The sequence below is a fragment of the Haemophilus influenzae genome, assembly GCF_003494325.1.
In the GTDB taxonomy this organism is placed as follows: domain Bacteria; phylum Pseudomonadota; class Gammaproteobacteria; order Enterobacterales; family Pasteurellaceae; genus Haemophilus; species Haemophilus influenzae_I.
In genome coordinates this window covers 207982-221651 of the sequence record NZ_QQIK01000003.1, presented here as the reverse complement: position 1 = coordinate 221651, position 13670 = coordinate 207982, and the positions used below count along the sequence as shown (strand labels likewise).

Genomic DNA, 13670 nt, shown 5'->3' with positions numbered 1-13670 from the left:
GGTATGAGAAGATTAGTCGATTTGACGACGACCTAGAAAAGAGTGAGTAAGCGTTGTGCCGTCCACAGTTTCCAGTTCACCACCGACAGGGATACCGTGAGCGATACGACTCACTTTGATATTGTGTTGGCGGCACATTTCAGCGATGTAATTTGCTGTTGCATCGCCTTCCACAGTTGGATTTGTTGCAAGAATCACTTCGTGGAAAGATTCTTCTACTAAGCGTTTTTGCAGTAAATCTAAGCCAATTTCACGAGGTCCAATACCATCAAGTGGAGACAAATGTCCCATTAAAACAAAATAACGTCCTGAAAATTGCCCTGTTTGCTCAATCGCTTGAATATCTGCTGGCATTTCAACGACACAAAGCAAACCTGAATTTTGACGGCGTGGATTATTGCAAATGTTGCAAGTATCTTCTTCCGTAAAGTCTCGACATTGTGAACAATGGCCAATTTTAGACATGGCTTCTGTGAGTGCTCGAGCTAAATTCATTCCACCGCTACGATTACGTTGTAAAAGATGATAAGCCATACGTTGCGCAGATTTAGGCCCTACGCCTGGAAGACAACGTAAGTTTTCAATAAGGTGTTCTAAAAGTGGGCTGCTTTGCATAATTTGAGATGAAATATAAGGCTACTTTCCGCTCCCTCTATTTACGGGGGAAGCTACCGAAGGCTTAGGGGGAACCCTCTTCCGTCGTTTTGCGACACCTTCCCCCGCAAGCAGGGGAAGACAAGTGTTCGATTAAAACGGAAACTTCATTCCTGGTGGTAATGGCATTCCAGCGGTAACCGATGCCATTTTTTCTTTTTGTAATTCTTCTGCACGACGCACCGCATCATTAAAAGCAGCTGCGATTAAATCTTCTAACATTTCTTTATCGTCTTCCATTAAAGACGGATCAATGTCAATGCGACGGCAGTTATGTGCACCATTAATTGTGATTTTCACTAAACCTGCACCAGATTCACCTGTTACTTCTAGTTGCGCGATTTCTTCTTGCATTTTTTGCATTTTTTCTTGCATTTGTTGGGCTTGTTTCATCAAGCCGCCTAAACCGCCTTTTCCAAACATAATGTTATCCTTTATTAAGTCAAAAATTGCGTGCATTCTAGCGAAAAAATGGGCTTTTGGGAACTGTGGGATTTATTTAAAATCTTAGAAAATCTTACCGCACTTTTAAGCTATAAAGTGCGGTGAAATTTAGTGGGGTTTAGAATGGGAAGATATGGTTATTCAGGTGTAATCCATTCGACAGTCCAGCTTCCAGTACCTTCTGGAACTAATGTTTTTGTGAGATAAGGCAAAATTTCTTTCATTTGGGTTTCTAATGTCCAAGGTGGATTAATTACCACCATACCGCTTGCGGTCATTCCTCGTTGATCGCTATCAGGGCGAATAGCGAGCTCAATTTTTAGAATTTTTCTAATTCCCGTTGCTTCTAAGCCCTTAAAAATACGTTTAGTTTGTTGGCGTAATACAACAGGATACCAAATCGCATAAGTGCCAGTGGCAAAACGTTTATAACCTTCTTCAATGGCTTTGACGACAAGATCATAATCATCTTTTAATTCATAAGGCGGATCGATGAGTACTAAGCCTCGGCGTTCTTTTGGCGGAAGCGTTGCTTTGACTTGTTGAAAGCCATTGTCACATTTTACGGTGACATTTTTGTCGTCGCTAAAATTATTGCGAAGTATTGGATAATCGCTAGGATGAAGCTCGGTCAATAGCGCCCGATCTTGTGGGCGCAATAATTCCGCGGCAATTAATGGAGAACCTGCGTAATAACGTAGTTCTTTGCCACCATAATTGAGTTTTTTGATCATTTTTACATAACGAGCAACATCTTCGGGTAAATCTGTTTGATCCCACAGGCGTCCAATACCTTCTTTATATTCCCCCGTTTTTTCTGATTCATTTGAGGATAAACGATAACGCCCCACGCCAGAGTGCGTATCCAAATAAAAAAAGCCTTTTTCTTTGAGTTTAAGATTTTCCAAAATGAGCATTAAAACAATATGTTTCAAGACATCGGCATGATTGCCAGCATGAAATGAGTGACGATAACTCAGCATAATATATCCTTTGTTTAATAACGAAGGCGAGCCAATTGACTCGCTCGATTTCACACTAAAGTGCGGTCATTTTTAGAAGAGTTCTTGTGGTTGCGTCGCTGGCGTATTGCCTTCATTATTTAAGCGTTGCTGTAACTCTGTAGGAACGTAATAACCACGCTCTTGCATTTCCGAAAGATAGGTTCGAGTTGGTTCTGTTCCCACGATAAAATATTCTTTGCGTCCACCGTTTGGAGAAAGCAAACCTGTCAAAGTATCAATGCTTTTTTCCACAATTTTTGGCGGCAGTGGCAATTTACGTTCTGGCTTATCACTTAAAGCCGTTTTCATATAAGTGATCCAAGCTGGCATGGCTGTTTTCGCACCCGCTTCTCCGCGCCCAAGTACACGTTTGTTATCATCAAACCCGACATAAGTTGTAGTGACTAAGTTTGCACCAAATCCTGCATACCAAGCCACTTTTGAACTGTTGGTAGTACCTGTTTTACCGCCTATATCGCTACGTTTAATGCTTTGTGCAATGCGCCAGCTGGTGCCTTTCCAGTCTAAACCTTGTTCGCCATAAATCGCCGTATTTAAGGCACTACGAATGAGAAAAGCAAGTTCGCCACTAATGACACGTGGTGCATATTCTATTTTCGACGAAGCATTTTTTGCAGCAGCCATTAAATCAATTGCATCTTCCTTAAGTGCGGTGAAATTTGACTGTAATTCTGGCAGTTCAGGTACAGTTTCAGGTTGTTGATCTAATTCTTCGCCATTGGTGCTGTCATCTGTTGGTTTTAAGGCATTCTCGCCTAAAGGAATATTGGCAAAGCCGTTGATTTTGTCTTTGGTTTCGCCATAAATTACAGGTATATCATTACATTCAATGCAAGCAATTTTAGGGTTTGCGACAAATAATTCTTTTCCTGTATTATCTTGAATTTTTTCAATAATATAAGGTTCAATGAGGAAGCCACCATTATCAAACACGGCATAAGCTCGCGCCATTTCTAATGGTGTGAAAGAGGCCGCGCCAAGTGCTAAGGCTTCACTTGCAAAATATTGATCACGTTTAAAGCCAAAACGTTGTAAAAATTCTGCTGTGAAATCAATACCTGCCGTTTGGATCGCACGAATAGCAATCATATTTTTGGATTGACCTAATCCTACGCGTAAACGCATTGGGCCATCATAACGATCAGGCGAGTTTTTCGGTTGCCACATTTTTTGTCCCGGTTTTTGAATAGAAATCGGGCTGTCTTGTAATACGCTTGAAAGCGTTAAGCCTTTTTCTAATGCTGCCGCGTAAATAAATGGTTTAATAGAAGAACCCACTTGAACTAAAGATTGTGTGGCTCGATTGAATTTACTTTGTTCATAGCTAAAGCCACCCACCACTGCTTCAATCGCGCCATTATCTGAATTAAGAGAAACTAATGCTGAATTTGCTGAGGGAATTTGTCCTAATTGCCATTCCCCATTAGCACGCTGACGAATCCAAATTTGCTCGCCGACTTTCACAGGATTGCTTCTGCCTGTCCAACGCATTGCATTGCTTGATAAGGTCATTTTTTCTCCAGAGGCAAGCAATATTTCAGCACCGCCTTTCACTATTCCAATCACTGCCGCAGGAATAAATGGCTCTGAATCAGGTAGTTTGCGTAGAAAACCGACAATGCGATCATTGTCCCAAGCTGCTTCATTTTTTTGCCATAATGGCGCGCCACCGCGATAACCGTGACGCATATCGTAATCAATCAAGTTATTACGCACAGCTTTTTGGGCTTCAGCTTGGTCTTTTGAAAGTACAGTGGTAAATACTTTATAACCACTGGTGTAAGCATTTTCTTCGCCAAAACGACGCACCATTTCTTGACGCACCATTTCAGTGACATAATCGGCTCGAAATTCAAATTTTGCACCGTGATAGCTCGCCACAATCGGCTCTTTCAATGCAGCATCATATTCTTCTTTGCTGATGTATTTTTCATCTAACATACGGCTTAGCACCACATTGCGGCGTTCTTCTGAACGTTTTAGTGAATAAAGCGGGTTCATTGTTGAAGGTGCTTTAGGTAAACCAGCAATAATCGCCATTTCAGATAAGGTCAATTCATTCAATGATTTACCGAAATAGGTTTGTGCTGCCGCTGCAACACCATAAGAACGATAGCCTAAAAAGATTTTGTTTAAATAAAGCTCTAAGATTTCTTGTTTGTTGAGGGTATTTTCGATTTCTACGGCAAGCACGGCTTCACGAGCTTTACGAATAATGGTTTTTTCTGAGGTTAAGAAAAAGTTACGCGCTAATTGTTGAGTAATCGTACTTGCGCCTTGTGATGCACCGCCATTACTCACTGCGACAAACAATGCGCGGGCAATGCCAATAGGGTCTAATCCGTGATGATCGTAAAAACGACTGTCTTCCGTCGCTAAAAATGCGTCAATTAAGCGTTGTGGCACATCGGCTAATTTCACTGGAATACGGCGTTGCTCGCCCACTTCGCCAATTAATTTACCGTCTGCCGTATAAATCTGCATTGGTTGCTGTAATTCAACGGTTCTTAATGTTTCTACTGAGGGCAATTCAGATTTTAGGTGGAAATACAGCATTCCGCCTGCTACTAAACCTAAAATACATAAAGTTAATAGGGTGTTTAATATTAATTTTGCGATCCGCATCGTAAAATTCTCGCTTCGTTAATGAATATTCTTGTCAAGAGACCTATGATTTGGTTGTTAAGTATAAAAGATTCAGCCTTTAAAGAATAGGAAAGAATATGCAATTCTCCCTGAAAAATTACCGCACTTTACAAATCGGCATTCATCGTAAGCAGAGTTATTTTGATTTTGTGTGGTTTGATGATCTTGAGCAGCCACAAAGTTATCAAATCTTTGTTAATGATCGTTATTTTAAAAATCGTTTTTTACAACAGCTAAAAACACAATATCAAGGGAAAACCTTTCCTTTGCAGTTTGTAGCAAGCATTCCCGCTCACTTAACTTGGTCGAAAGTATTAATGTTGCCACAAGTGTTAAATGCACAAGAATGTCATCAACAATGTAAATTTGTGATTGAGAAAGAGCTGCCTATTTTTTTAGAAGAATTGTGGTTTGATTATCGTTCTACCCCGTTAAAGCAAGGTTTTCGATTAGAGGTTACTGCAATTCGTAAAAGTACTGCTCAAACTTATTTGCAAGATTTTCAGCCATTTAAAATTAATGTGTTGGATGTTGCGTCAAATGCTATTTTGCGTGCATTTCAGTATTTGTTGAATGAACAAGTGCGGTCAGAAAATACCTTATTTTTATTTCAAGAAGATGACTATTGCTTGGCGATTTGTGAAAGATCTCAGCAATCACAAATTTTACAATCTCACGAAAATTTGACCGCACTTTATGAACAATTTACCGAACGTTTTGAAGGACAACTTGAACAAGTTTTTGTTTATCAAATTCCCTCAAGTCATACACCATTACTAGAAAATTGGCAGCGAGTAGAAACAGAACTCCCTTTTATTGCACTTGGCAACGCGCTATGGCAAAAAGATTTACATCAACAAAAAGTGGGTGGTTAAATGTCGATGAATTTATTGCCTTGGCGTACTTATCAACATCAAAAGCGTTTACGTCGTTTAGCTTTTTATATCGCTTTATTTATCTTGCTTGCTATTAATTTAATGTTGGCTTTTAGCAATTTGATTGAACAACAGAAACAAAATTTGCAGGCACAGCAAAAGTCGTTTGAACAACTTAATCAACAGCTTCATAAAACTACGATGCGAATTGATCAGTTACGCAGTGCGGTGAAAGTTGGTGAAGTTTTGACATCTATTCCCAACGAGCAAGTAAAAAAGAGTTTACAACAGCTAAGTGAATTACCTTTTCAACAAGGAGAACTGAATAAATTTAAACAAGATGCGAATAACTTAAGCTTGGAAGGTAACGCACAAGATCAAACAGAATTTGAACTGATTCATCAATTTTTAAAGAAACATTTTCCCAATGTGAAATTAAGTCAGGTTCAACCTGAACAAGATACATTGTTTTTTCACTTTGATGTGGAACAAGGGGCGGAAAAATGAAAGCTTTTTTTAACGATCCTTTGACTCCTTTTGGAAAATGGCTAAGTCAGCCTTTTTATGTGCACGGTTTAACCTTTTTATTGCTATTAAGTGCGGTGATTTTTCGCCCCGTTTTAGATTATATCGAGGGGAGTTCACGTTTCCATGAAATTGAAAATGAGTTAGCGGTGAAACGTTCAGAATTGTTGCATCAACAGAAAATTTTAACCTCTTTACAACAGCAATCGGAAAGTCGAAAACTTTCTCCACAAATTATTCCTTTGAATAAACAAATTCAACGTTTAGCTGCACGCAACGGTTTATCTCAGCATTTACGTTGGGAAATGGGGCAGCAGCCTATTTTGCATTTACAGCTTACAGGTCATTTTGAGAAAACGAAGACATTTTTAACCGCACTTTTGGCTAATACGTCACAGCTTTCTGTAAGTCGGCTGCAATTTATGAAACCCGAAGACAACCCATTGCAAACCGAGATTATTTTTCAGTTAGATAGGGAGACAAAATGAAGTATTGGTTTTTCCTAACAGCATTGCTTTTTATAAATTGCACTTGGGGACAAGATCCTTTCGATAAAACACAGCGTAACCGTTCTCAGTTTGATAACGCACAAACAGTAATGGAACAGACAGAAATAATTTCCTCAGATGTACCTAATAATCTATGCGGAGCGGATGAAAATCGCCAAGCGGCTGAAATTCCTTTGAACGCTTTAAAATTGGTGGGCGTAGTGATTTCTAAAGATAAAGCCTTTGCCTTATTGCAAGATCAAGGTTTGCAAGTTTACAGCGTTTTAGAGGGCGTTGATGTGGCTCAAGAGGGCTATATTGTAGAAAAAATCAACCAAAACAATGTTCAATTTATGCGCAAGCTAGGAGAGCAATGTGATAGTAGTGAATGGAAAAAATTAAGTTTTTAAAGGAAGATTATGAAGAAATATTTTTTAAAGTGCGGTTGTTTTTTAGTGTATTTTTGTTTGCCATTAATCGTTTTTGCTAATCCTAAAACAGATAACGAACGTTTTTTTATTCGTTTATCGCAAGCACCTTTAGCTCAAACACTGGAGCAATTAGCTTTTCAACAAGATGTGAATTTAGTGATTGGAGATATATTGGAAAACAAGATCTCTTTGAAATTAAACAATATTGATATGCCACGTTTGCTAAAAATAATCGCAAAAAGTAAGCATCTTACTTTGAATAAAGATGATGGGATTTATTATTTAAACGGCAGTCAATCTGGCAAAGGTGAAGTTGCAGGAAATCTTGCGACAAATGAACCGCACTTAGTGAGTCATACGATAAAACTTCATTTTGCTAAAGCCTCTGAATTAATGAAATCCTTAACAACAGGAAGTGGATCTTTGCTTTCTCCTGCGGGGAGCATTACCTTTGATGATCGCAGTAATTTGCTGGTTATTCAGGATGAACCTCGTTTTGTGCAAAATATCAAAAAACTGATTGCTGAAATGGATAAGCCTATTGAACAGATCGCTATTGAAGCACGAATTGTGACAATTACGGATGAGAGTTTGAAAGAACTTGGCGTTCGGTGGGGGATTTTTAATCCAACTGAAAATGCAAGACGAGTTGCGGGCAGCCTTACAGGCAATAGCTTTGAAAATATTGCGGATAATCTTAATGTAAATTTTGCGACAACGACGACACCTGCTGGCTCTATAGCATTACAAGTCGCGAAAATTAATGGGCGATTGCTTGATTTAGAATTGAGTGCGTTGGAGCGTGAAAATAATGTAGAAATTATTGCAAGTCCTCGCTTACTCACTACCAATAAGAAAAGTGCGAGCATTAAACAGGGGACAGAAATTCCTTACATCGTGAGTAATACTCGTAACGATACGCAATCTGTGGAATTTCGTGAGGCAGTACTTGGTTTGGAAGTGACGCCACATATTTCTAAAGATAACAATATCTTACTTGATTTATTGGTAAGTCAAAATTCCCCTGGTTCTCGTGTCGCTTATGGACAAAATGAGGTGGTTTCTATTGATAAACAAGAAATTAATACTCAGGTTTTTGCCAAAGATGGGGAAACCATTGTGCTTGGCGGCGTATTTCACGACACAATCACGAAAAGCGAAGATAAAGTGCCATTGCTTGGCGATATACCTGTTATTAAACGATTATTTAGCAAAGAAAGTGAACGACATCAAAAACGTGAGCTCGTGATTTTCGTCACGCCGCATATTTTAAAAGCAGGAGAAACGTTAGAGGCGTTGAAACAAAAAAGTGCGGGGAAAAAATAACTTTTTTAGACGATGAATTTTTTTAATTTTCGCTGTATCCACTGTCGTGGCAATCTTCATATTGCAAAAAATGGGCTATGTTCAGGTTGCCAAAAACAAATTAAATCTTTTCCTTATTGCGGTCATTGTGGTTCGGAATTGCAATATTATGCGCAGCATTGTGGTAATTGTCTTAAACAAGAACCTAGTTGGGATAAGATGGTCATTATTGGGCATTATATTGAACCTCTTTCGATATTGATTCAGCGTTTTAAATTTCAAAATCAATTTTGGATTGACCGCACTTTAGCTCGGCTTTTATATCTTGCGGTGCGTGATGCTAAACGAACGCATCAACTTAAATTGCCAGAGGCAATCATTCCAGTGCCTTTATATCATTTTCGTCAGTGGCGACGGGGTTATAATCAGGCTGATTTATTATCTCGGCAATTAAGTCGCTGGCTGGATATTCCTAATTTGAACAATATCGTAAAGCGTGTGAAACACACCCACGCTCAACGTGGTTTGAGTGCAAAAGATCGTCGTCAGAATTTAAAAAATGCCTTTTCTCTTGCTGTTTTGAAAAATGAGTTTCCTTATCGTCGTATAGCATTGGTGGATGATGTGATTACTACTGGTTCTACACTCAATGAAATCTCAAAATTGTTGCGAAAATTAGGTGTGGAGGAGATTCAAGTGTGGGGGCTGGCACGAGCTTAATATAAAGCACTGGAAAAAAAAGCGCGATAAGCGTATTATTCCCGATACTTTCTCTCAAGTATTTAGGACATAATTATGGAACAAGCAACCCAGCAAATCGCTATTTCTGATGCCGCACAAGCGCATTTTCGAAAACTTTTAGACACGCAAGAAGAAGGAACGAATATTCGTATTTTCGTGGTTAATCCAGGTACGCCTAATGCGGAATGTGGCGTATCTTATTGCCCCCCGAATGCCGTGGAAGAAAGCGATATTGAAATGAAATATAATACTTTTTCTGCATTTATTGATGAAGTGAGTTTGCCTTTCTTAGAAGAAGCAGAAATTGATTATGTTACCGAAGAGCTTGGTGCGCAACTGACCTTAAAAGCACCGAATGCCAAAATGCGTAAGGTGGCTGATGATGCGCCATTAATTGAACGTGTTGAATATGTAATTCAAACTCAAATTAACCCACAGCTTGCAAATCACGGTGGACGTATAACCTTAATTGAAATTACTGAAGATGGTTACGCAGTTTTACAATTTGGTGGTGGCTGTAACGGTTGTTCAATGGTGGATGTTACGTTAAAAGATGGCGTAGAAAAACAACTTGTTAGCTTATTCCCGAATGAATTAAAAGGTGCAAAAGATATAACTGAGCATCAACGTGGCGAACATTCTTATTATTAGTGAGTTATAAAAGAAGATTTATAATGACCGCACTTTTGAAAGTGCGGTTATTTTTATGGAGAAAAAATGAAAATACTTCAACAAGATGATTTTGGTTATTGGTTGCTTACACAAGGTTCTAATCTGTATTTAGTGAATAATGAATTGCCTTTTGGTATCGCTAAAGATATTGATTTGGAAGGATTACAGGCAATGCAAATTGGAGAATGGAAAAATCATCCGTTGTGGCTTGTGGCTGAGCAAGAAAGTGATGAACGAGAATATGTGAGTTTGCGTAACTTGCTTTCACTGCCAGAGGATGAATTCCATATATTAAGCCGAGGTGTGGAAATTAATCATTTTCTGAAAACCCATAAATTCTGTGGAAAGTGCGGTCATAAAACACAACAAATTCAAGAAGAGCTTGCAGTGCAATGTATTCACTGTGGGTATCAAACTTATCCTGTGATTTGCCCATCAATTATTGTTGCGGTTCGTCGTGGTCACGAAATTCTATTGGCAAATCATAAGCGACATTATAGTCCTAACGGAGGAATATACACGACGCTTGCAGGTTTTGTCGAAGTAGGGGAAACATTTGAACAAGCAGTGCAGAGAGAGGTTTTTGAAGAAACAGGGATTTCAATAAAAAATCTTCGTTATTTCGGTAGCCAACCTTGGGCATTTCCAAATTCTCAAATGGTCGGTTTTCTGGCTGATTATGAAAGCGGAGAAATAACATTGCAGGAAAGTGAAATTCACGATGCACAATGGTTTTCTTATGATCAACCCTTGCCAGAATTACCGCCAACGGGTACTATCGCTCGCAAATTAATTCATGTGACGCTTGAACTTTGTAAAGCGGAACATAAATGCGATTAATAAATATTCCAACTCTTACGAATTAAGGAAATAAGATGCGAAATCCGATTCATAAACGCTTAGAAAACTTAGAAAGTTGGCAACATCTTACTTTTATGGCTGCTTTATGTGAACGTATGGCACCAAATTTTAAATTGTTCTGTCAAATGAACGAGCTTAGTGCGGAAGCCAAAACGTATCAAAATATTCTCAATTTGGTGTGGGAATATTTAACAATTAAAGATGTCAAAATCAACTTTGAAAATCAGTTGGAGAAATTAGAAAGCATTATTCCTGATGTGAATGATTATGATAGTTTTGGTGTTGTGCCAGCGTTAGATGCCTGTCAGGCTTTAGCTGAAATTTTACACGCCATTATTGCGGGCGAAACCTTAGAAAAAGCGGTGGAAATAAGCTTAATTTCGTTGGGAACAATAAGGGCATTATTGGAAACAGAAACTGGACGAGATTGGTCAGAAAGTAAGCTAAAAGAAAATGAAGATATTCAAACAGAACTTGATGTGCAATGGCAAGTTTATCGTTTGCTTAAAGAATGTGAAAAACGTGATATTGAATTAATTTTAGCTTTAAAAAATGAAATTCGGACTGAGGGTATATCTAACATTGGTATAGAATTTCATCAATAACGTGAGATTTGTCACAATTTTTATAAATCATGCTTTTAATTCATCTCAAGTTAGATTATCCTTTGCACAGTTTTTGCGACAAATTCGCAAAGATACTTTTAAAGAATCAAACTTTTTATTTAACAGAAGGTACAAATTTATGAACAAAACAGATTTAATTGATGCAATTGCAAACGCTGCAGAGTTAAACAAAAAACAAGCTAAAGCAGCGTTAGAAGCGACTTTAGATGCAATTACTGCAAGCCTAAAAAAAGGTGAGCCTGTACAATTAATCGGTTTCGGTACATTTAAAGTAAATGAACGTGCTGCTCGTACTGGTCGTAACCCACAAACTGGTGCTGAAATCCAAATCGCAGCATCTAAAGTGCCAGCATTTGTATCTGGTAAAGCATTAAAAGATGCAATCAAATAATTGATAACATCAATGAAATGAAGCCCTGTCGATTGCGCAGGGTTTTTTTATTGTGTAAACGCGTGGCAAATGTAAAAACAAACTTAGTAATAGAATAAATAAGGAAAACTTATGTGTGGTATTGTCGGTGCAGTAGCGCAACGAGATGTAGCGGAAATCTTAATTAATGGTTTACATCGTTTAGAATATCGTGGTTATGATTCAGCTGGTGTTGCAGTAATCAATAAACAAAATGAATTACAACGTATTCGTTGTTTAGGCAAAGTTAAAGCTTTAGATGAAGCCGTATCAGAAAAACCATTAATTGGTGGAACGGGAATTGCACATACCCGCTGGGCAACTCACGGCGAACCATCAGAAACTAATGCGCATCCGCATTCATCAGGTACTTTTGCTGTAGTACATAACGGTATTATTGAAAATCACGAAGAACTTCGCGAATTATTAAAATCTCGTGGTTATGTCTTTTTATCACAAACCGATACTGAAGTGATCGCTCACCTCGTTGAATGGGAAATGCGTAGCACGGATTCCCTTTTAGAGGCTGTGCAGAAATCGGTAAAACAACTCACGGGCGCATATGGTATGGTGGTAATGGATAGCCGTCATCCTGAACATTTAGTGGCAGCTCGTTCTGGTAGTCCACTTGTGATTGGCTTAGGTATCGGTGAAAATTTCTTAGCTTCAGATCAACTTGCACTTTTAAGTGTTACCCGTCGTTTTATCTTTTTAGAAGAAGGAGATATTGCAGAAATTACACGTCGTACAGTTGATATTTATGATACTCACGGTAATAAGGCTAAACGTGAAATTCACGAGTCTAATCTTGAAAATGACGCGGCAGAGAAAGGCAAATTCCGTCATTTTATGCAGAAAGAAATTTACGAACAGCCAACCGCACTTATTAATACAATGGAAGGGCGTATTAATCACGAAAATGTGATTGTTGATTCAATCGGTAATGGTGCAAAAGGCATTTTAGAAAAAGTTGAGCATATTCAAATTGTTGCTTGTGGTACATCTTATAATGCAGGTATGGTGGCGCGTTATTGGTTTGAATCTTTAGCTGGAGTGAGCTGTGATGTTGAAATTGCATCAGAATTTCGTTATCGCAAATTTGTTACCCGTCCAAATAGCTTATTGATTACCCTTTCTCAATCTGGCGAAACAGCCGATACTTTAGCTGCACTTCGTTTAGCGAAAGAAAAAGGCTATATGGCGGCATTAACAATTTGTAATGTTGCTGGCTCTTCGCTCGTACGCGAATCAGATCTTGCATTTATGACTCGTGCTGGTGTTGAAGTTGGGGTGGCATCGACAAAAGCATTTACGACACAGCTCGCTGCATTATTAATGCTGGTAACGGCACTTGGTAAAGTTAAAGGTCATATTTCTGTAGAAAAAGAACGTGAGATTATCAAAGCAATGCAATCTTTACCTGCTGAAATTGAAAAAGCATTAGCCTTTGATTCAGAAATTGAAGCTTTAGCAGAGGATTTTGCTGAAAAACATCATGCACTTTTCTTAGGCCGTGGTGCGTTTTATCCAATTGCGGTAGAGGCTTCTTTGAAATTGAAAGAGATTTCTTATATTCACGCTGAGGCCTATGCGGCAGGAGAATTGAAACACGGGCCATTAGCGTTAATTGATGCTGATATGCCAGTGATTGTCGTTGCACCAAATAATGAATTATTAGAAAAAGTAAAATCGAACATTGAGGAAGTGCGAGCTCGTGGTGGTCAATTATACGTATTTGCCGATAAAGAAGCAGGATTTACGCCAAGTGAAGGAATGAAAATCATCACGATGCCAAAAGTCAATGATATTGTTGCACCGATTTTTTATACCATTCCAATGCAATTACTTTCTTATTATGTGGCTTTAATTAAAGGCACTGATGTAGATCAACCTCGTAACTTAGCAAAATCAGTTACCGTTGAATAAAGTGCGGTTGATTTTAATGTAATAAAAAAAACGGTGAAATTT

15 protein-coding genes are annotated in these 13670 nt (G+C 38.5%); 11 read left to right on the top strand and 4 right to left on the bottom strand.

Going from position 1 to position 13670, the window contains the following annotated elements; all coding sequences use genetic code 11:
* Positions 1 to 12: 12 nt before the first annotated feature.
* The 4 genes from recR to DV356_RS06725 all read right to left on the bottom strand — a co-directional run bounded on the left by recR (position 13) and on the right by DV356_RS06725 (position 4748).
* A complete protein-coding gene (gene recR / locus DV356_RS06740) occupies positions 13 to 615 on the bottom strand; it encodes a recombination mediator RecR (protein ID WP_005626527.1) in 603 nt (200 codons plus the stop codon).
* Positions 616 to 747: 132 nt separating this feature from the next.
* Entirely contained in the window at positions 748 to 1077 is a 330-nt protein-coding gene (locus tag DV356_RS06735; RefSeq protein ID WP_005629464.1) for a YbaB/EbfC family nucleoid-associated protein, read from the bottom strand.
* Between the two features lie 158 nt (positions 1078 to 1235).
* Positions 1236 to 2081, bottom strand: a complete 846-nt coding sequence (locus DV356_RS06730) for a 23S rRNA (adenine(2030)-N(6))-methyltransferase RlmJ (protein ID WP_005656472.1) — start codon at positions 2079 to 2081, stop codon at positions 1236 to 1238.
* Between the two features lie 72 nt (positions 2082 to 2153).
* Positions 2154 to 4748 carry a penicillin-binding protein 1A gene (locus tag DV356_RS06725; protein ID WP_118806713.1) on the bottom strand — a complete coding sequence of 865 codons (2595 nt, stop codon included), beginning with the start codon at positions 4746 to 4748 and terminating at the stop codon, positions 2154 to 2156.
* A 98-nt stretch (positions 4749 to 4846) separates the two neighbouring features.
* Here DV356_RS06725 and DV356_RS06720 point away from each other — a divergent pair, with 98 nt between their 5' ends.
* The 11 genes from DV356_RS06720 (at position 4847) to glmS (ending at position 13628) form a co-directional block, all read left to right on the top strand.
* On the top strand, positions 4847 to 5644 hold the full coding sequence (locus DV356_RS06720; protein WP_005652119.1) for a type IV pilus biogenesis protein PilM: 798 nt from the start codon (positions 4847 to 4849) through the stop codon (positions 5642 to 5644).
* Complete coding sequence (gene comB / locus DV356_RS06715) at positions 5645 to 6151, top strand: competence protein ComB (protein WP_005656467.1); 507 nt, start codon at positions 5645 to 5647, stop codon at positions 6149 to 6151.
* Positions 6148 to 6657, top strand: a complete 510-nt coding sequence (comC, locus tag DV356_RS06710; protein ID WP_118806712.1) for a competence protein ComC — start codon at positions 6148 to 6150, stop codon at positions 6655 to 6657. Before comB ends, comC begins: the two co-directional genes overlap by 4 nt.
* Positions 6654 to 7067 carry a pilus assembly protein PilP gene (locus DV356_RS06705; RefSeq protein WP_005669241.1) on the top strand — a complete coding sequence of 138 codons (414 nt, stop codon included), beginning with the start codon at positions 6654 to 6656 and terminating at the stop codon, positions 7065 to 7067. Before comC ends, DV356_RS06705 begins: the two co-directional genes overlap by 4 nt.
* Positions 7068 to 7076: 9 nt before the next feature.
* The gene (locus DV356_RS06700) at positions 7077 to 8414 is read left to right on the top strand and encodes a type IV pilus secretin PilQ family protein (protein WP_118806711.1); all 1338 of its coding nucleotides are present in this window, start codon (positions 7077 to 7079) and stop codon (positions 8412 to 8414) included.
* Between the two features lie 12 nt (positions 8415 to 8426).
* On the top strand, positions 8427 to 9113 hold the full coding sequence (locus tag DV356_RS06695) for a ComF family protein (protein ID WP_005669238.1): 687 nt from the start codon (positions 8427 to 8429) through the stop codon (positions 9111 to 9113).
* A 75-nt stretch (positions 9114 to 9188) separates the two neighbouring features.
* Positions 9189 to 9785: a Fe-S biogenesis protein NfuA gene (gene nfuA / locus DV356_RS06690; protein ID WP_005649300.1), complete on the top strand. Its 597-nt coding sequence runs from the start codon at positions 9189 to 9191 to the stop codon at positions 9783 to 9785.
* Between the two features lie 66 nt (positions 9786 to 9851).
* Complete coding sequence (gene nudC, locus DV356_RS06685; protein WP_014550416.1) at positions 9852 to 10646, top strand: NAD(+) diphosphatase; 795 nt, start codon at positions 9852 to 9854, stop codon at positions 10644 to 10646.
* Between the two features lie 35 nt (positions 10647 to 10681).
* The gene (locus DV356_RS06680) at positions 10682 to 11272 is read left to right on the top strand and encodes a YjaG family protein (RefSeq protein WP_005656455.1); all 591 of its coding nucleotides are present in this window, start codon (positions 10682 to 10684) and stop codon (positions 11270 to 11272) included.
* Between the two features lie 139 nt (positions 11273 to 11411).
* Complete coding sequence (locus DV356_RS06675; protein WP_014550417.1) at positions 11412 to 11684, top strand: HU family DNA-binding protein; 273 nt, start codon at positions 11412 to 11414, stop codon at positions 11682 to 11684.
* Positions 11685 to 11795: 111 nt separating this feature from the next.
* Complete coding sequence (gene glmS, locus DV356_RS06670) at positions 11796 to 13628, top strand: glutamine--fructose-6-phosphate transaminase (isomerizing) (RefSeq protein WP_112119346.1); 1833 nt, start codon at positions 11796 to 11798, stop codon at positions 13626 to 13628.
* Positions 13629 to 13670: the final 42 nt, after the last annotated feature.